Annotated in this window: 25 protein-coding genes; 5 read left to right on the top strand and 20 right to left on the bottom strand. The window is 63.3% G+C overall.

What is annotated here, in order from left to right; translation table 11 throughout:
- Window position 1: 1 nt before the first annotated feature.
- On the bottom strand, window positions 2-568 hold the full coding sequence (locus tag ABFX19_RS08800; protein ID WP_056548123.1) for a DUF2017 domain-containing protein: 567 nt from the start codon (window positions 566-568) through the stop codon (window positions 2-4).
- 9 nt (window positions 569-577) lie between these two features.
- On the bottom strand, window positions 578-883 hold the full coding sequence (clpS, locus tag ABFX19_RS08795) for an ATP-dependent Clp protease adapter ClpS (protein WP_204531134.1): 306 nt from the start codon (window positions 881-883) through the stop codon (window positions 578-580).
- A gap of 85 nt (window positions 884-968) precedes the next feature.
- On the opposite strand from clpS, the gene ABFX19_RS08790 reads away from it, so the two are divergent.
- Together ABFX19_RS08790 and ABFX19_RS08785 are read left to right on the top strand one after the other, a co-directional pair.
- Complete coding sequence (locus ABFX19_RS08790) at window positions 969-2,300, top strand: nicotinate phosphoribosyltransferase (protein WP_277358592.1); 1,332 nt, start codon at window positions 969-971, stop codon at window positions 2,298-2,300.
- Window positions 2,297-2,920 carry a nicotinamidase gene (locus tag ABFX19_RS08785; RefSeq protein WP_277358593.1) on the top strand — a complete coding sequence of 208 codons (624 nt, stop codon included), beginning with the start codon at window positions 2,297-2,299 and terminating at the stop codon, window positions 2,918-2,920. Before ABFX19_RS08790 ends, ABFX19_RS08785 begins: the two co-directional genes overlap by 4 nt.
- Before the next feature lie 77 nt (window positions 2,921-2,997).
- On the opposite strand, the gene ABFX19_RS08780 is transcribed toward ABFX19_RS08785, so the two are convergent.
- From ABFX19_RS08780 to ABFX19_RS08750, 7 genes are all read right to left on the bottom strand, one after another.
- Window positions 2,998-4,776, bottom strand: coding sequence for a DEAD/DEAH box helicase (locus ABFX19_RS08780; RefSeq protein ID WP_277358594.1), 1,779 nt, complete (start codon window positions 4,774-4,776; stop codon window positions 2,998-3,000).
- Window positions 4,773-6,221 (bottom strand): MFS transporter, encoded by a 1,449-nt coding sequence (locus tag ABFX19_RS08775; protein ID WP_277358595.1) that lies wholly within the window; start codon window positions 6,219-6,221, stop codon window positions 4,773-4,775. The genes ABFX19_RS08780 and ABFX19_RS08775 overlap by 4 nt, the downstream gene beginning before the upstream one ends.
- 63 nt (window positions 6,222-6,284) lie before the next feature.
- The gene (locus ABFX19_RS08770) at window positions 6,285-6,581 is read right to left on the bottom strand and encodes a DUF3039 domain-containing protein (RefSeq protein WP_277358596.1); all 297 of its coding nucleotides are present in this window, start codon (window positions 6,579-6,581) and stop codon (window positions 6,285-6,287) included.
- 39 nt (window positions 6,582-6,620) lie between these two features.
- Window positions 6,621-8,192 carry an ABC transporter permease family protein gene (locus tag ABFX19_RS08765; protein WP_277358597.1) on the bottom strand — a complete coding sequence of 524 codons (1,572 nt, stop codon included), beginning with the start codon at window positions 8,190-8,192 and terminating at the stop codon, window positions 6,621-6,623.
- The gene (locus tag ABFX19_RS08760) at window positions 8,174-9,007 is read right to left on the bottom strand and encodes an ABC transporter ATP-binding protein (protein ID WP_277358598.1); all 834 of its coding nucleotides are present in this window, start codon (window positions 9,005-9,007) and stop codon (window positions 8,174-8,176) included. Before ABFX19_RS08760 ends, ABFX19_RS08765 begins: the two co-directional genes overlap by 19 nt.
- A gap of 84 nt (window positions 9,008-9,091) precedes the next feature.
- Window positions 9,092-10,090 carry a tetratricopeptide repeat protein gene (locus ABFX19_RS08755; protein WP_346028120.1) on the bottom strand — a complete coding sequence of 333 codons (999 nt, stop codon included), beginning with the start codon at window positions 10,088-10,090 and terminating at the stop codon, window positions 9,092-9,094.
- A 62-nt stretch (window positions 10,091-10,152) separates the two neighbouring features.
- Window positions 10,153-11,868, bottom strand: coding sequence for a DUF8094 domain-containing protein (locus ABFX19_RS08750; RefSeq protein WP_346028119.1), 1,716 nt, complete (start codon window positions 11,866-11,868; stop codon window positions 10,153-10,155).
- Between the two features lie 240 nt (window positions 11,869-12,108).
- On the opposite strand from ABFX19_RS08750, the gene ABFX19_RS08745 reads away from it, so the two are divergent.
- Window positions 12,109-13,428, top strand: coding sequence for an AI-2E family transporter (locus ABFX19_RS08745; protein ID WP_056548110.1), 1,320 nt, complete (start codon window positions 12,109-12,111; stop codon window positions 13,426-13,428).
- Between the two features lie 24 nt (window positions 13,429-13,452).
- On the opposite strand, the gene ABFX19_RS08740 is transcribed toward ABFX19_RS08745, so the two are convergent.
- Entirely contained in the window at window positions 13,453-14,241 is a 789-nt protein-coding gene (locus ABFX19_RS08740) for an alpha/beta hydrolase (RefSeq protein ID WP_346028118.1), read from the bottom strand.
- Window positions 14,242-14,255: 14 nt separating this feature from the next.
- The gene (locus tag ABFX19_RS08735; RefSeq protein ID WP_277358602.1) at window positions 14,256-14,576 is read right to left on the bottom strand and encodes a hypothetical protein; all 321 of its coding nucleotides are present in this window, start codon (window positions 14,574-14,576) and stop codon (window positions 14,256-14,258) included.
- Window positions 14,577-14,641: 65 nt separating this feature from the next.
- Between ABFX19_RS08735 and nucS the strand changes: the two genes are divergently transcribed.
- Both nucS and ABFX19_RS08725 read left to right on the top strand, forming a co-directional pair.
- Window positions 14,642-15,337 (top strand): endonuclease NucS, encoded by a 696-nt coding sequence (gene nucS / locus ABFX19_RS08730; RefSeq protein ID WP_056548106.1) that lies wholly within the window; start codon window positions 14,642-14,644, stop codon window positions 15,335-15,337.
- Between the two features lie 314 nt (window positions 15,338-15,651).
- On the top strand, window positions 15,652-15,855 hold the full coding sequence (locus tag ABFX19_RS08725) for a cold-shock protein (RefSeq protein ID WP_056548105.1): 204 nt from the start codon (window positions 15,652-15,654) through the stop codon (window positions 15,853-15,855).
- Between the two features lie 88 nt (window positions 15,856-15,943).
- Here the strand turns inward: ABFX19_RS08725 and ABFX19_RS08720 are convergent, their stop codons facing one another.
- The 9 genes from ABFX19_RS08720 to atpB all read right to left on the bottom strand — a co-directional run bounded on the left by ABFX19_RS08720 (window position 15,944) and on the right by atpB (window position 23,482).
- Complete coding sequence (locus ABFX19_RS08720; RefSeq protein WP_277358604.1) at window positions 15,944-16,375, bottom strand: DUF2550 domain-containing protein; 432 nt, start codon at window positions 16,373-16,375, stop codon at window positions 15,944-15,946.
- Window positions 16,376-16,386: 11 nt separating this feature from the next.
- Complete coding sequence (locus tag ABFX19_RS08715) at window positions 16,387-16,671, bottom strand: F0F1 ATP synthase subunit epsilon (protein WP_056548103.1); 285 nt, start codon at window positions 16,669-16,671, stop codon at window positions 16,387-16,389.
- Between the two features lie 5 nt (window positions 16,672-16,676).
- Complete coding sequence (gene atpD / locus ABFX19_RS08710) at window positions 16,677-18,140, bottom strand: F0F1 ATP synthase subunit beta (protein WP_056548102.1); 1,464 nt, start codon at window positions 18,138-18,140, stop codon at window positions 16,677-16,679.
- Window positions 18,141-18,222: 82 nt separating this feature from the next.
- A complete protein-coding gene (locus ABFX19_RS08705) occupies window positions 18,223-19,116 on the bottom strand; it encodes a F0F1 ATP synthase subunit gamma (protein WP_056548101.1) in 894 nt (297 codons plus the stop codon).
- Window positions 19,117-19,202: 86 nt separating this feature from the next.
- Window positions 19,203-20,837 carry a F0F1 ATP synthase subunit alpha gene (gene atpA / locus ABFX19_RS08700; protein ID WP_056548099.1) on the bottom strand — a complete coding sequence of 545 codons (1,635 nt, stop codon included), beginning with the start codon at window positions 20,835-20,837 and terminating at the stop codon, window positions 19,203-19,205.
- A gap of 106 nt (window positions 20,838-20,943) precedes the next feature.
- Complete coding sequence (locus tag ABFX19_RS08695; protein WP_277358606.1) at window positions 20,944-21,759, bottom strand: F0F1 ATP synthase subunit delta; 816 nt, start codon at window positions 21,757-21,759, stop codon at window positions 20,944-20,946.
- Window positions 21,759-22,310 (bottom strand): F0F1 ATP synthase subunit B, encoded by a 552-nt coding sequence (locus ABFX19_RS08690; RefSeq protein WP_204531172.1) that lies wholly within the window; start codon window positions 22,308-22,310, stop codon window positions 21,759-21,761. The genes ABFX19_RS08695 and ABFX19_RS08690 overlap by 1 nt, the downstream gene beginning before the upstream one ends.
- A 53-nt stretch (window positions 22,311-22,363) precedes the next feature.
- The gene (gene atpE / locus ABFX19_RS08685; RefSeq protein ID WP_204531175.1) at window positions 22,364-22,579 is read right to left on the bottom strand and encodes an ATP synthase F0 subunit C; all 216 of its coding nucleotides are present in this window, start codon (window positions 22,577-22,579) and stop codon (window positions 22,364-22,366) included.
- A gap of 78 nt (window positions 22,580-22,657) precedes the next feature.
- Window positions 22,658-23,482: a F0F1 ATP synthase subunit A gene (gene atpB / locus ABFX19_RS08680; protein ID WP_277358607.1), complete on the bottom strand. Its 825-nt coding sequence runs from the start codon at window positions 23,480-23,482 to the stop codon at window positions 22,658-22,660.
- Window positions 23,483-23,554: the final 72 nt, after the last annotated feature.

The following is a 23,554-nucleotide window of genomic DNA, read 5'->3' as shown; positions in this document are numbered from 1 at the left end:
GTCAATCGGAGGGCCCTGCCGATGACAGAAGAGCCTGCATCAGCCCCTCCTGCACCCACGTGACGAAGTTGTAGACCAGGGCAAGGTAGGACTCAAGATCCTCGGCATCCTCAAGGTCGGCGATCCCGTGCAGCCGGGCTGCATCCTCGTCTGTCTTGATCTCCAGGCGGTCCGCCAGCACCAGCCGGACATCATTGAGGGCACGGGCCAGCACCTGCGACTGGTCGGGATTCAGAACCATCTGCGGGTTCTCGAGCAGCAGCGCCGCCCCGCGCAGCGCACTGACCTTCTCCTCCCGTAGCGAGCGTTCGGTGAGGCGACGGAATTCCAGCGCGCCGTCGTCGTCGTTCCTTACTGCGTCCGGCAGCAGACGGATCACCGCGCTGTCCTCGGGCTTCACCGCCTCGAGGTCGAGGCCGATCAGCGCCGCCAGCGGATCCTCGTCCTCCCGTTTCTCGGTCTCGAGCAACTGCACGACGTCCGCGAACAGGCGCCGGAGCAGCCGCAGCTCCCCCGGTTCGAATTCACCGGCGATACCGCGCCGCGTTTTGCGAAATGCCCTGGCCACTGCTGCTCCCTACGCGTCCGCTGTCTGGAAAGTAGCCCACAGGCCGTACGAATGCATTGCCACCGTGTCACGCTCCGCCTGTTCGCGCGAACCGGTGGAGACAACCGATCTGCCCTGTTCGTGGACTTCCAGCATGAGGGTCCGCGCTTTCGCCTCGCTGTAACCAAAGTAGGTCTGGAAGACATAGGTCACGTAGCTCATCAGGTTCACCGGGTCATTCCACACGATGACCACCCACGGAACGGCGGTGCCGGCTGCCAGGTCTTCTTCCGTCTCCTCAAGCTGGTGGGTTTCGGGAATTACGCCAACACTCATGGTCTCCATTGTAGGTTGGCGCATGGTTCTGCCTGCGCTGCGCTCTTCGAGGCACCCGGAGCGCGAACGGGGCTAGAGTTTTCCTGTGAGCCCACATCGAACCTGGCAGCACCCCAATTCCGCGCTCTACACGGACCACTACGAGCTGACAATGCTGCAGGCCTCCCTCCACTCGGGGGCCGCGCACCGCAGATCGGTCTTCGAAGTCTTCACCCGGCGGCTGCCCGAGGGCCGCCGCTACGGTGTCGTGGCAGGAACCGGGCGCCTGTTGGAGGGCCTGGCGCACTTTCGCTTCGGGCAGGAGCAGCTGGACGCTCTCCGTGCTGCCGGAGTCGTCGATGACACTACATTGGCCTGGCTGGCCGACTTCCGCTTCACCGGAAACATTTGGGGGTACGCCGAGGGCGAGGCATACTTCCCCTCCTCCCCCATCCTCATTGTGGAGGGCACGTTTGCTGAGGCCTGCATCCTCGAGACCTATCTGCTCTCGGTACTCAACCATGACAGCGCCATCGCCTCCGCCGCATCCCGTATGACCGGAGCAGCCGGGTCCCGCCCGTGCATTGAGATGGGTTCGCGGCGCACGCAGGAGGAGTCCGCGGTGGCAGCCGCCCGCGCAGCCATCATCGGTGGTTTCGCCACCACCTCCAATCTCGAGGCGGGACGCCGTTACGGCCTGCGCACTGTCGGTACCGCAGCGCACTCCTTCACGCTGCTACACGATTCGGAGCCTGAGGCCTTCGCGGCACAGGTGGCTGCCCTCGGAAAGGGCACGTCACTCCTCGTCGACACGTACGACGTCGAACAGGGCGTCCGTAACGCCGTCGCCGCCGGTGGGCCGGACCTGGGCGCAGTGCGCCTGGATTCCGGTGATCTCGTGGAGCAGGCCCGCTGGGTGCGGCAGCTGCTCGATGACCTGGGGAACCACCAGACGCGCATTGTGGTGACATCGGACCTTGATGAGTACGCGATCGGGCTGCTCGCCTCCGCTCCCGTAGACAGCTACGGTGTGGGCACGTCCCTCGTCACCGGCTCGGGCGCACCGACCGCCGGCATGGTGTACAAGCTGGTCAGCCGGACCGACGACGACGGCGCTTTCGTCTCCGTGGCGAAGGCGGCCAAGAACAAAACGTCAGTAGGCGGCCGCAAGTATGCGCTGCGACGCCTCAATGAGTCCGGCAGGGCGGTCGCCGAAGTCCTTGGCATCGGCAGCCACCCTTACGACGACGGCAATGACCGCACGCTGCTGCACCAGTTCGTGGCAGACGGCGAGGTGCTCCCCGGGTGGACAGGACCGGAGGGCGTGCAGCGCGCCGTCGAACGCCACCGCCAGTCCATGGCGGAGCTGCCCGGCTCCGTGATGCGACTGCAGCGCGGTGAGCCTGCCATTCCGACCGAATACGAGGAGTCCACATGACACGCGCACTGATCATCGTCGACGTACAGAACGATTTCTGTGAGGGCGGCTCGCTGGCCGTAGAGGGCGGTGCGGGCGTGGCCCAGGCACTCAGTGATTACATCGACGCACAAGGTTTCCACTACGACTACATCGTTGCCACCCAGGACTGGCATATCGATCCTGGTTCGCACTTCTCCGACCAGCCTGACTTCGTGGACTCATGGCCTGTGCACTGCGTTGCGGACCAGCCGGGCGCACAGTTCCATCCCGATCTGGACACCGAGAGCCTTGACGCCGTCTTCCGCAAGGGTCAGTACGAGGCGGCGTACTCGGGGTTCGAAGGCGTCCTGGCACCGGAAGACCAGGTACCTACCGGCGAGCGGAAGATGGATGCAGCCGTCCCGGCCGCGGCGGATGAAGCCGTCTCACTGGACGACTGGCTGCGCGAGAACGAGGTGGACGAAGTGGCGGTCGCCGGTCTGGCCGCGGACTACTGTGTACGGGCCACAGCGCTCGACGCTGTCGTGGCGGGGTACACCACGCGCCTCCTCGTGGATTACACACGGCCTGTCCACGCCGAGCGCCTCAGTGAGGTTCTTGCGGAGCTTGAGGACGCCGGGGTCGAGCTTCTCGAGTGATACAACCGGTCAGTGCGCTTGGGTCAGTGCACGTCGGTCAGTGTACGTCGGTCAGTGTGCTTCGGTCAGTGCGCGTCTCACGTGCGGCCGATGAACCAGTCCTGCAGCTTCTTGAGCCGCCGCTGCAGCTGTTCCTCGTTTGCCTGCGCCACGGCCGGGCCTCCGCACGCCTTGCGGAGTTCCGAGTGCACCACCCCGTGGGGCATTCCGGAACGAGCGGACCACGCCGAGACATTCTTGGCGAGCTGACCGCGCAGCTCTGTGAGCTGGCGGTGGTCCATCACCTCGGGGACCGCGGGCTCGTGCGCGGCAACGGGGCGCCGTCGTCGTGATTGCTGCTCCTGCTGGCGCTGCCGCAGCAGGACGCCCACCTGATCCGCATCGAGCAGGCCCGGGATGCCGAGGAAGTCCAGTTCCTCCTCGCTGCCCATCTCGCCGCCGGTGCCGAACTCTCCGCCGTCGAACAGCACCCGGTCAAACGAAGCCTGGGATTCGAGGGCTTCGAACTTCTGCTTGGTCAGCTCACCGGAGGCTTTCTCCTCACGGTTGGCAGCCTCCATCAGCGCTTCCTCCGGCGCGAAGCCGTCCTCGTTGTTGTCCGGACGGTCCAGTGCGTGATCCCGCTCTACTTCGAGCTGATTTGCCAGCGCCATGAGGTTGGGCACTGACGGCAGGAAAACCGACGCGGTCTCCCCGCGCCGTCGGGCACGGACATACCGGCCGACTGCCTGGGCGAAAAACAGGGGCGTCGCCGTGGAGGTGGCATACACACCCACGGCCAAGCGCGGAACGTCCACGCCTTCGGACACCATGCGGACAGCGACCATCCAGCGCGTCTCACCGGCAGAGAAGTCTTCGATCTTTCCGGACGCCTTGGCATCATCGGACAGAATAACCGTGGGGGATTCGCCCGTGATCTTCTTCAACTGCCCGGCGTAGGCGCGTGCATCATCGTGATCGGTGGCGATCACCAGGCCGCCCGCGTCAGGAACAGCGCGGCGGACCTCTGTGAGGCGTCGGTCGGCCGCCGCCAGCACTGCAGGGATCCACTCGCCGTTGGGATTGAGGGCCGTCCGCCAGGCCTGGGCCGTGATGTCCTTGGTGACGGCCGCCTCACCCAGGGAAGCGGCCATTTCTTCTCCCGCGCTGGTCCGCCAGCGCATCTGTCCGGAGTAGGCCATAAAGATCACCGGACGGACTACGTGGTCCCGCAGCGCGTCACCGTACCCATACGTGTAGTCCGACCGTGAACGGCGGATGCCGTCGGCGTCTTCGGCGTACTCAACAAACGGGATGGCCGCTGTGTCTGAACGGAACGGGGTTCCCGTGAGGGCGAGCCGACGCGTTGCCGGCTCAAATGCCTCGCGGATACCGTCACCCCATGACAGTGCGTCGCCGCCGTGATGAATCTCATCGAGGATGACCAGCGTCTTCGCCGCTTCGGTCTTGGCCCGGTGCAACATGGGCTTGCTTGCGACCTGGGCGTAGGTCACGGCGACGCCGATGAAGCCCTCGCCGTGCCGGCCGTCAGCGTTGCGGAAGTTCGGGTCGATCGACAGGCCAACCTTGGCGGCGGCGTCAGACCATTGGCGCTTGAGGTGGTCGGTGGGAGCAACAACGACGATTCGGTTTACGATGCGCCGTTCCACCAACTCGGTAGCCACCCGGAGCGCGAACGTGGTTTTACCGGCTCCGGGAGTAGCCACAGCAAGGAAATCCTGTGGTGAGTTGGCGAAGTACTTTGCGAGCGCCTCTTCCTGCCACTGCCGCAACTTGGGTGCAGTGCCCCAGGCAGCGCGTTCCGGGTACGCGGGCGGAAGTGCCGGACCGGCGCCGAACAGTGCGTTATTGCTCACTCTTGGGACGGCACCTTTCCTGTGTGGGTTGTTGCTGGGAGGTGCTCCGATTCACCTCGCGCAGCCCTCAACCCGGCCACTATACCGACTACCGCGAACACGCACAGAGCCAGCCAGATTGCAACAAACACCGGTATCTGGCCCGGCGCTTCCGGGTCCCTCAGGAGCGCGAAAAGGCCGCCTGCGCCGGCTGTTCCGACTACTCCGCCAAGCTGGTCGGAGAGCTGCAGAGCCGCCGAGTTGCGGCCCTGCTCGTGCGGTGCAGAGAGCTTCAGGACAAGCACCGATGTGCTGGACAACGTAAGTCCCATGGCAAAGCCGGCAGCGCTCCACACCAAAACGAGCACCCAGAAGGGCACCTCGGCAGCTACGGCCAGCGCAAGGCCGCCGATACACACGGACAGCAGCGAGGCACCGATCACGAGCAGCCATTGACGGCGGAAACTCACCTTGGCCTGCACGAAGGAGCCCGCGCTCCAGCCGATCGCCGCAGCGCTCAACGCCAGACCCGCGGTGGAGGCGCTGAGGCCTCGAGCGGAGACCAACATCAGTGGAACAAACGCCTCCGCGCCGAAGAAGGCGACGGTCATCAGCCCGCGGGTTGCGATGACGCTCGGAAGACCCGGTGCCAGCCGGACCGTGCCGGCCGGCAGCAAGCGGGGGAAGGAAACGGCCGCGGCCGCCAGCCCCGCGACGCCCAACATCACCAGGAGCCAGGCAGCAACAGGATCGGCGAATCCGTCAGAGGCGATTTTGGTCAGTGCGAACTGCGCCGCAAAAACGCCGCCCGCCAGCAGTAATCCAGTTCCCGCATTCCTGCGTGCAGCCCTGTCCAGCGGCTCCGGCGAACCTGCCACTTTGAGCCGTTCTGTCCGCGGCCAGACCAGGAGGAATGCTGCAACGATGACAGGCGCCACACCAAGGAAGACCCAACGCCAGCTCGCCTGCTCTGCGAGGACACCGGCAACGTACGGTCCGATCAGCGAAGGGACGACCCACGCCGCCGCAAGCCAGCCGAAGACCACCGGCTGCATCCGCTGCGGATAAGCCTTGGCAATGATCACGTAGACGGCAACGATCATGAAGCCGCCGCCAAGGCCCGACACTGCGCGTCCGGCAGTCATGATCCAGAATGCCGGCGCGCTCCCGGACACCGCCAGACCGGCGATCATGAGGCCCATGCCGACGGCAAGTGCAGGGCGGGGTCCACGCCGGTCGCACCAGATCCCGCCCAGGACGCTGCCGAGCAGCGAGGCGGTCAGATACATGGAGAACGCGAGTCCGTAACTGGATACGCCGTTCAGTTCCGCTGCGACGGAGGGCATCGCCGTCACCACCGCCATGGCCTCGAAAGCGGCACAAGTGATGATGGCGATGACCCCGATTGTCAGGGGCCGCAGTGATGCCGACATCGCCCCGCTGCGCAGAGCCTGAGGGTGTGACATGGATTCCTCACGAGCATGCGAACGTCCGCCGGGATATGCCCGGCGGACGGATGGGAAAGGTGGCTAGGACTTGTCCCCTGGCCGCATCGAGTTATAAATTTCCTTGCATTCGGGGCACACCGGGAACTTCTCAGGATCCCTGCCCGGGGTCCAGACCTTGCCGCACAGTGCAATCACGGGTTCGCCGGAGAGAGCGGATTCCATGATTTTCTCTTTGCGTACGTAGTGGGCGAACCGTTCACGATCGCCGGGCTCAACTTCTTCACGCAGTTCTTCGCGTTCGATTGTGGCTGTGGACGTGCCGGAGTCCCCCGGCGCTCCGTGCGGGCTGTCGTCAAACGGGTCTGCAGGCATACTCATTCTTCCATTCTACTGCGCGGCACCCGGCACCCGCCCGGCCTACTTGTTGACGCTGACAGCCTGTAACAATTCCGGTCCGCGTTTGTCATACCAGGCTCCCCCAAGGCGGACACCTCCGATCAGCACTGCCGTCCCGAGTACCACTCCGGCGAGTAGTGTCAACCATCCGAGCACTGCGTCCCCAGTGACAAGATAGGCGATTGCGAGTGCGATTTCCGGCAGCAAAAGCACCATCAGGACCACCCAGCCGATCGCCTGGATGGCCAGCATCGAGAATCCCGTGCCGGGCGGTGTCTTGAACGGGCTTTCTCCCGGAAGCGGAACATTGTAGGTATAACGTGCCGAGAGAACGCTGGAGAAGCCGGCTCCCGTCAGCAGCGCTCCCAGGCTCAGCCCGAGCATCATGGGAAGATCCGCGAGCGATTCGCTCAACCAGAGCGGAACGATGGTGAAAACCAGCACCACGGGCAGTGCGAAAACCATCAGGGCGAGCACCCGGCCCGCGCGGTCGGCCGTGCCGCTGATTCCCGCCGAAAGGTGTAGCCAGAACGCCGTGTTGTCATATGAGATGTCAGCCGAAATGGACCAGGCGAGCAGGAACGCTGTGATGGGGCCCAGATAGTTGAGCAGGGACAGGTCACCGGAATCTCGGCTGATGAACCAGAGCAGAATCGGCAGCAGCGGCACAACGATGACGGATGCCGCATACCGTGGGTCGCGGATCCAGTAGGTGAAGGCCCGCGCTGCCACCGCGCCGGTCGGCGTTCCGGGAAAGCGTGCGAACAGGCCGAGGTTACCCGCCCCTTTACGGGTGACCGCGTTATAGGGCGGCGTAACCAGTGCATGGCTGAGGCTCTTGTGCCAGAGGTAGGCCAACCCGGCGATGGTTCCGATACCGATGCAGAAACGCGCCACCGCAGTCAGCGCATCCCCGGCAGCGAGGTCGGCTGGAACGGCAACGAACACGCCGAGCGGCGTCCACGCGAGGATGTCCGCAAGCTCCCCCGCGAACTCCGGCGAGTTCTGGAAGCCGGCAGTGATCCCGGCGAAGATCGGACCGAGAAGGATCAGCGGAATGATCGCAACCGTCGAACTGAGGTCCTTGAAGCGCCGCGAGGAGGAAAGCGCCGTGCCCGCCGTCGTGATCAGGCGGGAACCTACGATACACAGCAGGACAGCGCAAAGCGCGCAGACTATCGCTGCAACAGCTGCTGCCGGATACCGTATCCAGGTCAGCGCCAGGGTGAGGAACGCAACGAGGGTCACGATCCCGGGGATGCCTATCACCCCGCCCAGGGCGAGGCCGGCCATGAGCTGGCGCATGGGTACTGCAAACGTGACAAACCGGGCCGGGTCAAGCGTCATGTCCACCCCGGAGGCAACGAGAGGAATCACCAGCCAGCCGAGAACGGCGGCGGATCCGCCCAGCACAGCGACGGTCCGCATCAGGTCGAGGTCGAGCGTACCGAGGACGATCAGCCCCGCCACGATCAGTCCGAGCAGACCAAGACCGTAGAGACCACCGAGAACGACGCCGACCAACTGCCAGGTGCTGCGACGAAGGGAATTGCGCAGGAGTAGAAGCTTGAGTTTCAGGAGGTGCGCAACCACGACAACCCCTCCGCGGTGTTCCTGCCTCCGACAAGCTCCACGAACCGGTCCTCCAGGCTCGCGCCGCCGCGCACAGCATCGACCGTCCCCGCCGCCAGCACGGTACCGGAGGCGATAACCGCCACATGGTCACACATCCGCTGAACCAGGTCCATGACGTGACTCGACACGATGACGGTGCCGCCGGAAGCCACGTAAGTAGCAAGGATGTCCCGGATATTGGCCGCTGAGACCGGATCGACGGACTCGAACGGCTCATCGAGCACGAGGAGTCTTGGTGCATGGACAAGTGCCGACGCGAGCGCAATCTTCTTCGTCATGCCTGCCGAGTAGTCCACGACAAGCGTTCCTGCGTCCTGTGCGAGGTCGAGCGCCCGCAGGAGGTCTGCCACTCTTCCAGCGACCTCGTCCCGGTCCATCCCTCGAAGCAGGCCCGCGTAGGTGACCAGCTGTTCACCGGTCAGGCGGTCGAAGAGCCGGACGCCGTCCGGCAGGATGCCCATCAGCCGTTTGGCGTCCAACGGGCTTTCCCACACATCGACGCCATGCACCCATGCCTGCCCGTAGTCAGGGCGCAGCAGTCCCGTAGCCATCGACAACGTTGTGGTCTTACCGGCGCCGTTCGGTCCGACGAGCCCGTAGAAGGAGCCTGCCGGAACATCAAGGTCAATGCCGTTGACTGCAACCTTCTCGCCGAAGCGCTTCGCAAGTCCGCGCAGCACCAGGGCGGGCCTGCCCGCCGACGTCGAGCCACCGGCGGGCGGCTGGAGCGGTTCCTGGGCAGGCGGTGGCTCAGAAGGAGAATGGGAAGTCATACGTCAACGCTAACAACGGCGTCGGCGCTTGTTCGTCATCCGAAAGGACTAAAAACGGACGCACGGCGAGGATGGAGCAGGCGATTAGAACAGCGCCCTCGCCAGTGCGCTCCGCGCCTTGTTCACCCTAGGGTCAGTAGGACCGACGATGTCGAACAACTCAAGGAGGCGAACCCGCGCGGACTCCCGGTCCCCACCGGCACTGCGTGCGATGAAAGTGGTCAGTCGAGCAAACGCATCTTCGACATGTCCGCCCGAGAGGTCAAGATCCGCAACAGCGAGCTGCGCTTCGAGGGAATCGGGAGCCTCCGCCGCTGACGCGCGAACAGCGGTGGCGTCAGCGTCCTGAAGCCGCTGCATGAGCTGCACCTGGGCGAGCCCTGATTTTGCATCGGTGTCGGCCGGCTGCTCGGCAAGCGCCTTGCGATAGGCCGCGGCAGCTGTTGCGTAGTCGCCTGCTTCGATGGCGTCGAACGCTTCCTGATGCAGCGGCGGCAACGGCTCCTCGGCCGGCTCCCCGGTGGAAGTCGGCTCCTCGCCCGGAGAGTCATTGAGCGAACCACTCACGCCATTGGCCTGTGCGACCTTGAGCAGCTCGTCCACGTAGGTTCTGATCTGCGGTTCCGCGAGCGGGCCTTCGAACAGGGGTACGGGCTGCCCCTTGAGGACGCCAACGACCGTGGGGACGCCCTGCACCTGAAAGGCCTGCGCAATCCCCGGCTGCGAATCGAAGTCCGCGCGCGCGAGCAGGATCCTGCCTGCCTGTTCCACTGCAATAGCCTCAAGGGCGTAGAGGACCTGCGCCGAATGTTCGCTCCAGGACGCGCTGATCGCAACGATCACCGGCACCTGCGCAGACAACTGCACCAGCTGCGGGAAAACCTGCTCCGTTACGTCGACGATGTACGGGCTACCGCCTGCCGCTGGACCTGCGGAACCGGGGCCTTCAGCGGCGGGACCGCCCTGGCTTCCGGCCGCTCCGCCAGCCGACTGCGCTCGGGCCTTCAGTGCGGAAAGATCGACGGCGCCGCGCAAATTCATGGACGATGGCGCGGGGCCGCCCGGGATATTCGGAATGCTCATGCTTTCACCTTATTACTGGGGCTGGACCCATGGGCAACTCACGCCCATGGCAATGGCGGTCGTCAACGCAGTTCAGCGGAAAGGAGCTGCTGGGCAGCACCGATCACAGTAATCTTCTTCTCGCTGCCTGCAGCCGGGACGTACATCATCACCGCTTCGCCATACCGGACGTCGATGCCTTCCTCGGTGGACTCCTCGCCGGTGAGCGTCTCATAGACCGTTCCCTCCAGTGCGATCGAGTCGCCGGGGCCTTCCGGAACGCTGCTGTAAGTGTGCTCGAGGTATCCGAATACCATCGCTCCACCGTCACCGGTGGAGATAGCACTGGTGTGCTCGGCAACCGGCTCGTGGGTGAAAGTGATCTCGGCCGAATCATTCCCGGCGTCGGCTACAACGTCGGATTGGAAAGAGGTGATCGCGTCCGCGAAGGAGTTGGGTTCGAACGTCCCCGCGTTGCCGCCGTCCGGACTGGTCAGATAATCGGCGATTGCAGCAACCGCGTCCTGAGGAGAGGCAACGAGGTCCTCTCCGCCGTCGACCGGTATTTCCTGGAGCCCCTCCGGCGATCCCGCCGTAGGGAAGGTCGTGCCCGGCAGCATCTGGATAGAGGAGGTGAGCCTGTAATTGGACCGGGGATCCTCCTGGACAAGCACGAGAGCCTGCGGCACCGGGTTCGACTCCCCCTGCGTCAGCGCGACGACGGTGCGCGGCCAGTCATTTCCTGTGGGGATCATGCTCGCGAGTACCGGATCCGCAGCTACCGGCGTGGGTGCCGGCACATCGTCCGCCTGCGAACGGACGGAGTAGTTTGCGGTTCGCAGAGTTGCGGCGGCACCTGCGACACGCTGCTCAAGCAGCGTAGCGTCCGCGGCAGCGTCAGCCTCTGTCACGGAGGTGGCTACTGTTGCGAGGATCCGGTCCAGCTGGCTCTCGAGGAGAACCGGGTATTGCGTACCCTCTGCTTCCTCGGCCGGCGTTGCTTCCTCGCCCGGCGCTGACTCGCCCGGCGTTGCAGATTCGGATTCCGACGCAGTACCCACGGCCGTACCTGTCAAGCCAAGCGCGGCGGCCAGACCCAGTGCTGCCAACGGACGGACCTGGTGAGCAGAAAAGGCGGTTCCACGGCCTTGGCGGTGCGCCTGCTGGCGTGCGTAGGCGCGGGAGCCGACGGTGGCCGGTTCCCGCCGGGTCTTGCGCGGCTTGATGAAGGCAAGTGCGATCCCGAGAACCAACAGCAGAGCGCCGAGGATGAGTAACGGAACCGCCCAGGGAGTCGCCGTGTCGTTGGGGCTGGTGATTGAGACAGCAGTGGGCGCAGGATTTTCGCCGTCAGCAGCGATCAGGATGGACCACTCACCCTCCCCCGGGTCCAGCCAACGATGGGTCAAAGTACCGTCAGCGGTCTCCTCGCTTGTCCACAGATCAGACCCCGAAGGGTTCGGAACCGACTCTACGCCCTCCGTAAACTCAGTGAGCAGTTGATCCTCTCCTACGCCCGTGACCGTCAGGTGTGCTGCATCCGCCACCCAGGCATCGACGTCGGACGCCCTGCCCACGGCAAGAGTGAACGTGCCCTCCGACTGGACCGTGATGTCCATCTCGCCGTCGTCTGCCTCCTTGGCGCCGGCATCGATCACTGTGACCGGACCGCTGCGAACGTCTGCGGGGACGCCGACCGTTACCGTCTCCGACGGCGCCCACCACGTGAGCTGACCGACACCCAGTACGACGAGCAACGCACCGATCACCATGATCGGAGCAGCAAGAGGAAAGCGCACGCGAGAAACCTAACGTTGGATTGAGTCAAGCCCGAGCATTACCCCGAGAATCGGACCAGATCCCATCGTAACGAAAATGCACCCAGCGGACCCGTCGGCCGCCGACGCCTGCGAGGACCCCCTTGACAACGCGCGGCGCCGCCCAGGAGTTTCCGGCGGAGGGCCCGCCGCTCCTGTTACTGTTTCGCTAGTCATGCATCCGGCGCTGCAGCGCCAACAGGCAAATGAAAGCGGACATACGTGAGTGAACCCGAAGACGTGCCGATCAGCGAGCCGCTGCCTCGCCCGGTATCGTCAGTGAACTCCGCGCCGGAGGCTCCCCGCGTAGAAGAACCTGCACCGCGCGTCGAGGTGCGCCGGCGGGGGCTGGGCTTCGCCTTGGCACGCCTGCGGCACCTGGTGCCCGTGGCGCAGCCCCGGCCGCGGTTCGAATTCCCGCCCGAACGCGGCGAGGAGGTGCCCGTCGACGAGTCAGTCAGCATCAGCGACGATCGCCTCAAGTTCGGTGGCCCGCAGCCGCGATCGATGCGCCAGCATCCAATTCACTTCGGCTTCATGGCGAGCGTCGGTGCAGGGCTTGCGCTACTGGCATACTTCATGATTACCAATGTCGGCCAGCTTCTTGTCTGGATCGGCGCAGCGCTTTTCATAGCACTCGGGCTCGACCCCATCGTTCGCTGGCTTGAGAACCGAAACGTGCCCCGCCCCGCCGGCATCACTTTGGCCTTGGTGATGCTTGTTGGCATCATCGTGGGTTTCTTTGCGGTCCTGATCCCGACGATTGTCTCGCAGACCGCCCAACTGGTCGAACGCGCGCCCGGTTACGCGCGGGAGTTCCTGGCGTCCGACTTCTTCCAGACGGTTGACCAGCAGTTCGAGGTACGGGAACGCGCAACCGAGGAAGTCAACAGGTTCTTCGCCAACTCGGAAGCGGTCGGCGGCATCTTCGGCGGGGTTCTGGGTGTGGGCACCGTAATCCTCAACAGCCTGTTCGGCGTTCTCGTGATTCTGGTGCTCACGCTGTACTTCCTCGCCTCGCTGCCCGCGATGAAGAAATGGGCGTACCGTCTTGCTCCCCGCTCGCGCCGGCCCCGGGTCGAGCGGCTCGCCGAGGAGATCACCCGCAGTGTGGGCAACTACGTCATCGGCCAGGCCTGCGTGGCCTTGCTGAACGCAACCTTCGCCTTCATCTTCATGACCATCGCGGATGTGCCGTTCTCGGTACTGCTTGCTTTCGTCGTGGCAATGCTCGCATTCATACCGTTGGTCGGCGCGGTGATTGCCGCCGTCGTCGTCAGTCTGGTGGCGCTCACCGTGGGCTGGCAGACCGCAGCGCTGTTCGCAGTGCTGTACGTTGCCTATCTCCAGGTAGAGGCGTACTTCATCTCTCCGCGGATCATGCAGAAGGCTGTGGCGGTACCCGGCGCGATCGCCGTCATCGCGGTGATTGCGGGCGGGAGCCTGCTCGGAGTGCTCGGCGCCCTCATCGCCATTCCGTTGGCAGCCGGCGCGATGCTGCTCTTGAAGGAAGTCTTCATTGCCCGCCAGGACAATCAGTAGCGGCAGAACCAGCTGCCGAAGGCGCTAGTCAGCCCGTGCCGTGGGTCCGTTCCATTCTGTTGCCAGGGCAACAGGCTTACCGAGTACGACGGCGGCGACCTCCTCCAGTATGCGGCTCACGTACTTCTCCCCCACCCACAGGTGCTTGGCGCCGTCCACCCCGGTTACCCGGGCCTGCGGCACCCGGGCGAAGCGGCTAACCGCCTCCGGCGGCTGAAGGTAGTCGTCGTGCTCGGGAACGAGGACAAGCAGGGGCAGCTCCGCTTCCGCCCAGGAGTCGAGATCTGCGTCCGTGGCCCTGTGCAGCGGCGGAGACAGCAGGACGGCGCCCTCGATATACTCGGCGACCGGCTCCCTCGCCCCATATTTCAGGCACAGCTCTGTGCCGAAGCTCCAGCCGACCAGCCAGACGTTGGTCAGGCCCTCGTTGACGACCCACTGCACCGCAGCCTGCAGGTCATACTGCTCCAGGCCGCCGCCGTCGAACTCCCCGTCACTGCACCCCCGAGGTGAGCAGGTGCCCCGGGTGTTGAATCTGAGCACCGCGATGTCCGCCAGCGCCGGCAACCGAAATGAGGCCTTCCGGTAGATGTGGGAGTCCATGAAACCGCCTGCTGTCGGCAAGGGATGCAAAGTCACGAGCGTTGCAGCCGGGACCCTACCCACAGGTGCGGCAAACTCGCCCACCAGCGTCTTGCCATCCGCCGTCGTCAGTTCGATATTTCGGCGGTCAGCAGGCAAGACCGTACCCGCCCTGATTTCGGCCGGTTCGGAACTTTCGGAAAACTGGTACGCGGGCTCTGAGCTGGTCACCTGATCCAGTCTACTTACCCCGACCGGCGGGTACGCCAGCACGCCAGATGCCAGTGCCGCCGGTCGGCCAGCGCAGTCTCGGCTCCGAACAGCGAGTCTTCCTGCCACGCCACCAGATGGGCGACGCCGGGTGGAATGTCCCGGTGGCAGCCGGGGCACAGATAGTGCTTGGAAGCGTTCTGTTCGGTGATTCGCCGCACCGACCAGACGCCGTCACGACCGGATTCCCTCGTGGGAATGCCCGCCCTGGCCCGCTCCAGATCGAGCTCCGGCGCCTCGGACCACTTGCGGCGCGGCTGGGCGCGCGACTTCCTCGGCTGGTTCGAACGGGGCATGGATCAAGTCTGCACCGGGCGCCCTGAGAACGGGAAACTGCCCTGGGGCGGGTAGTGTGCACAGGGTGCGTTTAGTCATTGCCCGCTGCTCCGTCGATTACATCGGACGCCTCCGCGCCCATCTTCCCCTCGCGACCAGACTGCTCATGGTCAAGGCGGACGGCTCGGTTCTGGTCCATTCCGACGGCGGCTCCTACAAGCCGCTGAACTGGATGAGCCCGCCTGCCACCCTGAGGATCCTCGAGCCGGCAGCCGAGGATGCCGAGCTGGGGGTCACCGAAACCTGGAACGTCCAGCATGCCAAGAGCGATGACCGCCTGGTCATCAGCATCCATGAGCTACTGCATGAAAGTTCGCATGATCTCGGCGTGGACCCCGGCCTGATCAAGGACGGCGTCGAAGCAGACCTGCAGCGGCTGCTCGCGGAGCAGATCAGCCTTCTCGGCGACGGCTACTCGCTCATCCGCCGCGAATACATGACCGCAATTGGTCCGGTGGATATTCTTGCCCGGGACGGCGAGGGCCGCACGGTCGCCATTGAGCTGAAGCGCCGTGGCGATATTGACGGTGTCGAACAACTCACCCGGTACCTCGAACTACTGAACCGCAATCCGCTGATGGCTCCGGTTAAAGGCATTTTCGCGGCACAGCAGATCAAGCCCCAGGCGCGGGTGCTGGCTCAAGACCGGGGAATCGATTGCCTGACACTTGACTATGATGCAATGCGCGGTGTTGACGATGCGGATTCGCGCCTGTTCTAACCGCTGTCCGGATCTGGGGGACCGCGGTGACGGTTTGAACCGCTTACCGCAATCCTGAGCATCCGGATATTCGAATTCCCGCTTAACAATCGGTTTAATCGTCGGAATGTCCGTTGACCAGCCCATACGGCTATGTGATGCTTATTTCAGTCTTTGTGTACGTGGTTTTCATGCTCGCAAGACAGGTTGCGAGCGTGAAGCTTGTCGTAGGTGCAGGGTCGTTCTTGTCCTCGATGGAATTCACGCGAAGTAACTCGCGGTCGGCATACAGTGTGTCGATTCAGAAATATGTTCCATTATGAGGAGAAATATAAATGGCACAGGGAACCGTCAAGTGGTTCAACGCTGAAAAGGGCTTCGGCTTCATCACGCCGGACGACTCCGAGGGCGATGTCTTTGTTCACTACTCCGAGATCCAGACCGGAGGATTCCGGAGCCTCGATGAAAATCAGCGAGTACAGTTCGAGATCGGCCAGGGCGCCAAGGGTCCCCAGGCTACAGGCGTCACCGCGCTGTAACTCGAGTTGAAGCACATAGTTTGGGCCCCCACTTGTGCGGGGGCCCAAACTATTTAACTGGTTCCTGCTGCCCTGCCGTGCACGAACATCAGCGCCACGTACCGATGCCTATCACCGGGCCTGCTTCCAACCAGGAGGACAAACCGGCATAGACGTCGAACTTCATCGCGAGAAGCACCTCGGTCCCCTCGTAACTCAGCGTCACCACTATTGCCCCCGGCTGGATACGGGCCTTTTCCACCTCAGTGGGCTGACGCCAGCCTTTCAGTTCGAGCGAGCTGCGTAGGTACCGCTGACGGGGTCGTGGGCTGAGCGAGACCAGCCGTAACCACTCAAGGTGCTTGTCTGTATAACGACAAACCCCCATCCGCCAGCCCTTGCTCGGGAGGCGAATGGAGGCGTCGAAGGTTCCCAGCGCGGTGCGCAACTGAAAGCGGCGCAGACAAAAAGCACCGACCATGAAGACCAGCAGGGCAAAGAGCGCAGCAAGCGAGATGAACGTGATACCGATGCCGTCCATCAGGCCTTACGCTACTTAGCGTCTGCGGTCACTGAACCGCCGATCCTGGCATTGTCGGCAACAATAACCACACGGTTGCTGTCCACTGAAAAGAAGCCGCCATCAACGCCGACGATGAGCCGTTCGCCGGAGACCGGCTGGATGGCGAGCTCTCCTTCTGCGAGGATCGCGAGCACCGGAGAGTGTCCGGGAAGGATCCCGATCTCGCCGTCAGCAGTGCGGCCCTTGACCATGGTCGCCGCGCCGGACCACACGAAGTGGTCCGCCGCGACGATTTCGACTTCGAGTTCAGCCATGGAGCTTACTTTCCGCTCTGCTCTTGAATCCGTGCCCACTGACGCTCGACGTCGTCAAGACCGCCGATGTTGAAGAACGCCTGCTCGGCAATGTGGTCGAGATCGCCGTTGGCGATGGCGTTGAAGCCCTCGATCGTGTCCTTGATGCTCACGGTCGAGCCCTCGACACCGGTGAACTGCTTTGCCGTGTAGGTGTTCTGCGACAGGAACTGCTGGATGCGGCGTGCGCGCGAAACAACAATCTTGTCTTCTTCGGACAGCTCATCGACACCGAGGATGGCGATGATGTCCTGGAGTTCCTTGTTCTTCTGCAGGATCTGCTTGACGCGCACAGCGGTGTTGTAGTGATCGTGACCGATGTACTGCGGATCGAGGATCCGCGACGTGGAGGTCAGCGGATCGATGGCCGGGTACAGACCGCGTGAAGCGATCTCACGCGACAGTTCCGTGGTTGCATCGAGGTGCGCGAACGTGGTGGCCGGGGCCGGGTCCGTGTAGTCATCCGCCGGCACGTAAATGGCCTGCATCGAAGTGATGGAGTGGCCCTTGGTGGACGTGATGCGCTCCTGGAGGAGGCCCATCTCATCTGCCAGGTTGGGCTGGTAGCCCACGGCCGACGGCATGCGGCCCAGCAGGGTCGACACCTCGGAACCTGCCTGGGTGAAACGGAAGATGTTGTCGATGAAGAGCAGCACGTCCTGCTTCTGAATATCGCGGAAGTATTCCGCCATGGTGAGTGCGGACAGCGCAACCCGCAGGCGCGTGCCTGGCGGCTCATCCATCTGACCGAAGACAAGGGCGGTGTCCTTCAAGACGCCGGCCTCTTCCATTTCGACCCAGAGGTCGTTTCCTTCACGGGTACGCTCACCGACGCCGGCGAAGACCGAGGTACCACCGAAGTTGCGTGCCACTCGGGTGATCATTTCCTGGATCAGCACCGTCTTGCCCACTCCGGCACCGCCGAAGAGACCGATCTTTCCACCCTTGATGTAGGGGGTAAGAAGGTCAATGCTCTTGATTCCGGTTTCAAGCATCTCGGTGGAGCCCTCAAGCGAGGCGAAGGAGGGAGCCTTGCGGTGGATTGGCCAGCGCTCGGTGATCTCCAGCTGCGATTCCTCGACGTCGAGCGGCTTGCCCAGAACGTTGAAGATGTGGCCCTTCACGACGTCTCCGACGGGAACCGAAATGGCAGAGCCGGTGTCCTGAACGGTGGTACCGCGCACCAGGCCGTCGGTCGCCTGCAGGGAGATCGCACGCACGAGATTGTCGCCTAGATGCTGCGAGGTCTCGAAGGTGATCATGCGCGTCTCACCGTTGAGGGTCACCTCGGTGGTCAGCGCATTGTAGATGGCGGGAATGGCGTCAGCCGGAAACTCAACGTCGACAACCGGGCCGATGACACGGGCTATGCGGCCGGTCGCGCCGGGGGCAACTGAGTCCGTACTGTTCTCAACAGTCTGGGCAGTCATCTCTCTCACTTCATTCAGTAGATGGCGTGGTGCTAATGGTAGTGCGGTTGGGAACCCCGTGGGGTCCGCGGAGGCCGGGGGGTCAGGACGCGCTTAGTGCGTCCGCACCTGCCACGATCTCCGAAAGCTCCTGCGTGATTTCCGCCTGGCGGGCGGTGTTGCGAAGGCGCGTGTACTTTTTGATCAGTTCGGTCGCGTTGTCGCCCGCCGACTTCATGGCACGCTGGCGTGCTGCGAGCTCGCTCGCAGCCGCCTGAAGCAGCGCTGCGAAGATCCGGGACTCGATGTACCGCGGAAGCAGCGCATCAAGAACTCTTTCGGGTTCCGGCTCGTACTCGTACAGGGGAAGGATGTCCGACTCGCTCGCTGCTTCCTCTTCGACAACCTCAAGCGGCAGAAGACGAATGACCGTCGGTTCCTGGGTGACCATCGAACGGAAACGCGTGTAGACGACGTGGATCTCGTCAACACCACCGTCCTCGAAGTCGGTTCCGAACTGCTCCAGAAGCACGGCGCCAACCTCACGCGCGGTCTCGAACTCGGGCGCATCCGTGCCGCCCGTCCAGACCTGCTCGTAGGGACGACCGCGGAAATCAAAGTACGCCTGGGCTTTCCGGCCGATCAGATAGGTCTTGACTTCCTTACCCTCCTCGCGGAGAAGCTCAAGGAGAGCTTCCGCCTGCTTCAGCACAGTGGCCGAGTAGGAGCCCGCCAGGCCTCTGTCCGAGGTCATGATGAGCACTGCCGCCCGCCGGATCTGCTCCGGCTCGGTGGTCAGTGGGTGATCAATCTCGGACTGCGACGCAACAGCGGAAACCGCACGGGTGATGGCATTGGCATAGGGCAGTGACGACGACACGCGGGCGCGTGCCTTGCCAATGCGAGAGGTGGCGATCAGTTCCATCGCCTTGAAGATCTTCCGCATCGACGTCGTCGACACGATCTTCTGGCGGTAGACCCGGATCTGGGCTCCCATACTTGTCCTTTCCTTCGTAGTCCCTATGAAAGGAACTACGGTTCAGGCATCGGGCGTTCGCGCGGTGCGCGCGAACGCCCGCGCCGTTAGCGCTTCTGCTTGACGATCTTTTCCTGGTCCACGGAGCCCTCATCGAGTGGGCTGTGTTCCTCGTGGCCTGCGACAAGACCATCATGACCTTCGCCGAAGAACCCCTGCTTGAAGTCCGTGATGTGGGACTTGAGCTCATCCACAGTGGAGTCTTCGAGCTTATTGGTCTGCGCCAGCGTGGTCAGCACTGAGGACTTGTGGCGCAGGTGCTCCAGGAACTGGGACTCGAACTTGCGGATGTCCTCAACCGGTACATCGTCAAGGTACCCATTGGTGCCGGCCCAGATCGAAACGACCTGCTCCTCCATGGGGAACGGCGCGTACTGGCCCTGCTTCAGCAACTCCATGAGGCGTGCCCCGCGGGTCAGCTGCTGACGGGAGGCAGCGTCCAGGTCCGAAGCGAACATGGCGAACGCCTGCATGTCACGGTACTGGGCGAGATCGAGTTTCAACGTACCCGAAACCTTCTTCATTGCCTTCACCTGCGCGGCACCGCCCACGCGGGACACGGACACACCGACATCAACGGCGGGCCGCTGGTTGGCGTTGAACAGGTCTGACTGAAGGAAGATCTGACCATCAGTAATGGAGATGACGTTGGTCGGGATGTAGGCCGACACGTCGTTCGCCTTGGTTTCGACCAACGGAAGGCCGGTCATCGAACCTGCGCCCAACTCGTCCGAGAGCTTCGCGCAACGCTCCAGCAAGCGGGAGTGCAGGTAGAACACGTCGCCCGGGTAGGCTTCGCGTCCTGGCGGGCGGCGCAGCAGCAGCGACACCGCGCGGTAGGCCTCAGCCTGCTTGGAGAGATCATCAAAGATGATCAGTACGTGCTTGCCGCCGTACATCCAGTGCTGGCCGATGGCTGAACCCGCGTAGGGAGCAAGGTACTTGAAGCCGGCCGGGTCCGAGGCAGGCGACGCCACGATGGTGGTGTACTCCAGGGCGCCCTTGTCCTCCAACGTCTGGCGAACGGCCGCGATGGTCGAAGCCTTCTGGCCGATGGCGACGTAGATGCAGCGGACCTGCTTCTGCACGTCTCCGGATGCCCAGTTGGCCTTCTGGTTGATGATGGTGTCGACGGCGATGGCCGTCTTGCCGGTCTGGCGGTCACCGATGATGAGCTGGCGCTGTCCGCGGCCGATCGGGATCATGGCGTCGATGGCCTTGAGGCCGGTCTGCATCGGCTCGTGCACCGACTTGCGCTGCGTTACGCCCGGCGCCTGGAGCTCAAGTGCACGACGCGCCTCTGCCTTAATCTCACCGAGGTCGTCGATCGGCTGCCCAAGGGGGTCAACCACACGGCCAAGGAAGGCGTCGCCCACGGGAACGGAGAGAATCTCTCCGGTCCGGTGTACTTCCTGACCTTCTTCGATACCGGTGTAGTCACCGAGGACAACGACACCGATTTCACGGGTGTCGAGGTTCTGGGCGAGGCCCAGCGTGCCGTCTTCGAAACGCAGCAGCTCGTTTGCCATGACCGAGGGAAGTCCCTCTACCCTGGCGATGCCGTCGCTCGCGGATGTTACGCGGCCAACTTCGACCCGCTCCGCGTTTCCGGGTTCGTAGGACGCCGCGAACTCGTTCAACGCATTACGGACGTCGTCGGCGTTGATGGTCAATTCGGCCATCTGCAGTCCCTGCTCTCCTGTGTTGTGACCACCGCCGGTAAGCGGTGACCGTTTTGTTTTCGTCTGTAGTCGAAGCCCGCGAGCTTCAGCGTTGCCTTGTCCGCAGCTAAACGGCCATCTTTCGACGGAGTTCGGACAGACGGCTTACCGCCGTGGCGTCAACCACTTCGTCTCCCACCTTCACGCGAACGCCGCCCACGAGGGACGGATCCACGCTGACATTGACCTTGAGGTCTCGCCCGTAGAGCGCATTCAGCCCTGCCTGGAGCCGGGCCAATTGCTCGTCCGACAGCGGACGGGTAACGCTGACGGTAGCAATCCAGCGCTCCTGGCGCAGTGCAACAAGCTCGACAAAGCGTTCAACCAACGCCGACGGCCGCAGGCCACGCGGCGACAGAACCGCCTGACGGATCAGAAGCCTGGCTTCATCTCCGGCCGAGGGAACGAGCTTCAGCGCAAGGGCCACTTTCGCTGATCCTTCTGCCTGGGGTTCAGACAATGCGCGCTGCAGATCGTGGTTCGAGCCAACGACGCTCAGGAATGAGAAGAGATCGTTCTCAAGTCCCTCGAGCCCTCGGATTCCCTGTCCCCTGTTTTCGGCCACCGCAATAGCGACGGTTGCGGCGAGCGCTTCCAGTGCGTCACCGATGTCGCGGGGCTTGGCCCAGCGGCGGGCAACGAGGTCGCGAACGATGTCCGACGCCTCCGGCGAAATCCGTCCAGCGAACAACCGCGTGGACAAAGCAACCTTCTGCTCGCCGTCGCGATTCGGGTCAGTGACGGCGCGGCGGAGCCCGGCGTTCGAATCGAGTGTGTCCAGCACACCGAACAATTCCTCGGCCAGCGTCAGCGATGCTGTGCCGAGACGAGGCTCAAGTTCCTGCCGCGCCGCCGTGAGGGACTGGCTTGATACGCCTGCCATTATTTGGCTGCACCTGCGCTCTGGGTAGCGGACTGCGCCTCCAGGTCAGCGAGGAAGCGGTCGACAACGCGTGCAGAGCGCGCGTCATCAGCCAGGGACTCGCCGACAATTCGGCTGGCCAGATCAGTGGCAAGGGTTCCGACGTCAGCCCGCAGTGAGACAGCAGCTGCCTGACGGTCGGCCTCGATTTGTGCCTCAGCCTGCGCGGAGATGCGGTTCGCCTCGGCGACTGCCTTCTCCTTGAGCTCAGCCAGGATCTGGGCGCCCTCAGCACGTGCTTCCTCGCGGATGCGATTCGCCTCGGTGCGAGCGTCGACCAGCTGCTGCTTGTACTCCTCGCGTGCCGCGTTGGCCTCAGCCTGTGCGGCCTCCGCCTTTGCGATGCCACCCTCAATGGCTTCAGTCCGCTCTGCAAACGTCTTCTCAAACGCCGGCATGACGAACTTGATAACGATGTACATCAGTACAGCGAACCCTGCGACCGTAACCAATAGTTCCCATAGGTTCGGTGCGAGGGGACTTTCAGCTGCAAGTATGACTGCGCTATCCATGTTGTTTCACCCGTCTTTCTACCACTAGTCCGTTTGGTCAGCCAGCGACTCTTCTAGAGAACGAAGGCGAAGACCAGACCGAGGATTGCGAGGGCTTCGGTCAGTGCCAGGCCAAGGAATGCGATTGGCTGCAGTACACGCTGCGCCTCCGGCTGACGAGCAACACCGTTGATGTACGCGGCGAACACGAGGCCCACACCGATACCACCGCCGATTGCGGAGAGACCGTAGCCTACGAGGTTGATGTTGCCGTTGATAATGCCTTCCATTTTCTTCCTTTCAAGATGCCGCGCTATGCCGGCAGGTTGGTTGGGATCATCCCCAGCGGGGAAGACTTTTGTTAGGTATTAGTGGGCGTCCGCATGAAGGGCGCCCTCGATGTAGATCGCGGCCAGCAGGGTGAAAACGTAGGCCTGGAGAACCATGATCAAAGCTTCGAGCATGTACATGGCAACCGCGCCGCCAAGAACCAAAACTCCGGTTCCCTGCAGGAGGATGTTGCCGGACAGGGTCATGAATTCGATCGCGCTGCCGGCCAACATCACGATGAGGTGACCTGCCAGCATGGTTGCGAACAAACGGAGGGAGTGGGTGACCGGACGAACCAGGAAGTTCGAAATGATCTCGATCGGAACTACCAGCGGCATGATGTACCACGGCACTCCGGAGGGAACCACGGCGAGCTTGAAGTAGCGCAGGCCATGCTTCTTCACGCCGACGGCAATCCAGAGGATGTAGAAGATGGCCGCGATCGCGTACGCGCTGCCAGGGTGGGAGAAAGTGGGGATTTGAAGCAGCGGGACCGCACCGAAGATGTTGTTCACGAGGATAAAGAAGAACGCGGTGAAGAGCCACGGCACATACTTCATGTACTCGCGTCCGCCGATGATGTCCTTGCCGATGGAGTTACGCACGAAGCCGTACGCGGCTTCTCCGAGGAACTGCATCTTGCCCGGAACAAGTTGACCACGGCGGGAGGCTATATAGAAAAATGCGCCGATGAGGATGACCGACAGGATGACCAGCAGCATCTGCTTGCCGAAGCCTGGCGCGAACCAAACGCCATATTCACTATTCCAGGGAAGAATGTTCGGCGGGTGCGCTTCTTCAATCGTGGGTGGGACAAAGCCCTCTTCAGTGGTGGTTTGAGCGGGGAGCGCAAGCGCGATCAACGCGTTTCCTCTCTGCAGTGTCCATCGTTGGGCGGAGTTGGATCGGGCACAGCGTTACTGCTCCGACGCATG

Source organism: Arthrobacter parietis, assembly GCF_039530425.1.
Lineage (GTDB): Bacteria > Actinomycetota > Actinomycetes > Actinomycetales > Micrococcaceae > Arthrobacter_D > Arthrobacter_D parietis.
The sequence above is the reverse complement of the archived record's forward strand: the minus strand, read 5'-3'. Positions and strand labels throughout refer to the sequence as shown.

Coding starts and splice junctions, on each gene's coding strand:
- atpA (WP_056548099.1), bottom strand. CDS start 20,837: ATGGCCGAATTGACCATCAACGCCGACGACGTCCGTAATGCGTTGAAC.
- ABFX19_RS08785 (WP_277358593.1), top strand. CDS start 2,297: ATGACACGCGCACTGATCATCGTCGACGTACAGAACGATTTCTGTGAG.
- ABFX19_RS08760 (WP_277358598.1), bottom strand. CDS start 9,007: ATGACTTCCCATTCTCCTTCTGAGCCACCGCCTGCCCAGGAACCGCTC.
- ABFX19_RS08720 (WP_277358604.1), bottom strand. CDS start 16,375: ATGGACGGCATCGGTATCACGTTCATCTCGCTTGCTGCGCTCTTTGCC.
- ABFX19_RS08755 (WP_346028120.1), bottom strand. CDS start 10,090: ATGAGCATTCCGAATATCCCGGGCGGCCCCGCGCCATCGTCCATGAAT.
- ABFX19_RS08770 (WP_277358596.1), bottom strand. CDS start 6,581: ATGAGTATGCCTGCAGACCCGTTTGACGACAGCCCGCACGGAGCGCCG.
- ABFX19_RS08725 (WP_056548105.1), top strand. CDS start 15,652: ATGGCACAGGGAACCGTCAAGTGGTTCAACGCTGAAAAGGGCTTCGGC.
- ABFX19_RS08695 (WP_277358606.1), bottom strand. CDS start 21,759: ATGGCAGGCGTATCAAGCCAGTCCCTCACGGCGGCGCGGCAGGAACTT.
- clpS (WP_204531134.1), bottom strand. CDS start 883: ATGAGTGTTGGCGTAATTCCCGAAACCCACCAGCTTGAGGAGACGGAA.
- atpE (WP_204531175.1), bottom strand. CDS start 22,579: ATGGAAGGCATTATCAACGGCAACATCAACCTCGTAGGCTACGGTCTC.
- atpD (WP_056548102.1), bottom strand. CDS start 18,140: ATGACTGCCCAGACTGTTGAGAACAGTACGGACTCAGTTGCCCCCGGC.
- ABFX19_RS08775 (WP_277358595.1), bottom strand. CDS start 6,221: ATGTCACACCCTCAGGCTCTGCGCAGCGGGGCGATGTCGGCATCACTG.
- ABFX19_RS08735 (WP_277358602.1), bottom strand. CDS start 14,576: ATGCCCCGTTCGAACCAGCCGAGGAAGTCGCGCGCCCAGCCGCGCCGC.
- ABFX19_RS08690 (WP_204531172.1), bottom strand. CDS start 22,310: ATGGATAGCGCAGTCATACTTGCAGCTGAAAGTCCCCTCGCACCGAAC.
- ABFX19_RS08715 (WP_056548103.1), bottom strand. CDS start 16,671: ATGGCTGAACTCGAAGTCGAAATCGTCGCGGCGGACCACTTCGTGTGG.
- ABFX19_RS08705 (WP_056548101.1), bottom strand. CDS start 19,116: ATGGGAGCCCAGATCCGGGTCTACCGCCAGAAGATCGTGTCGACGACG.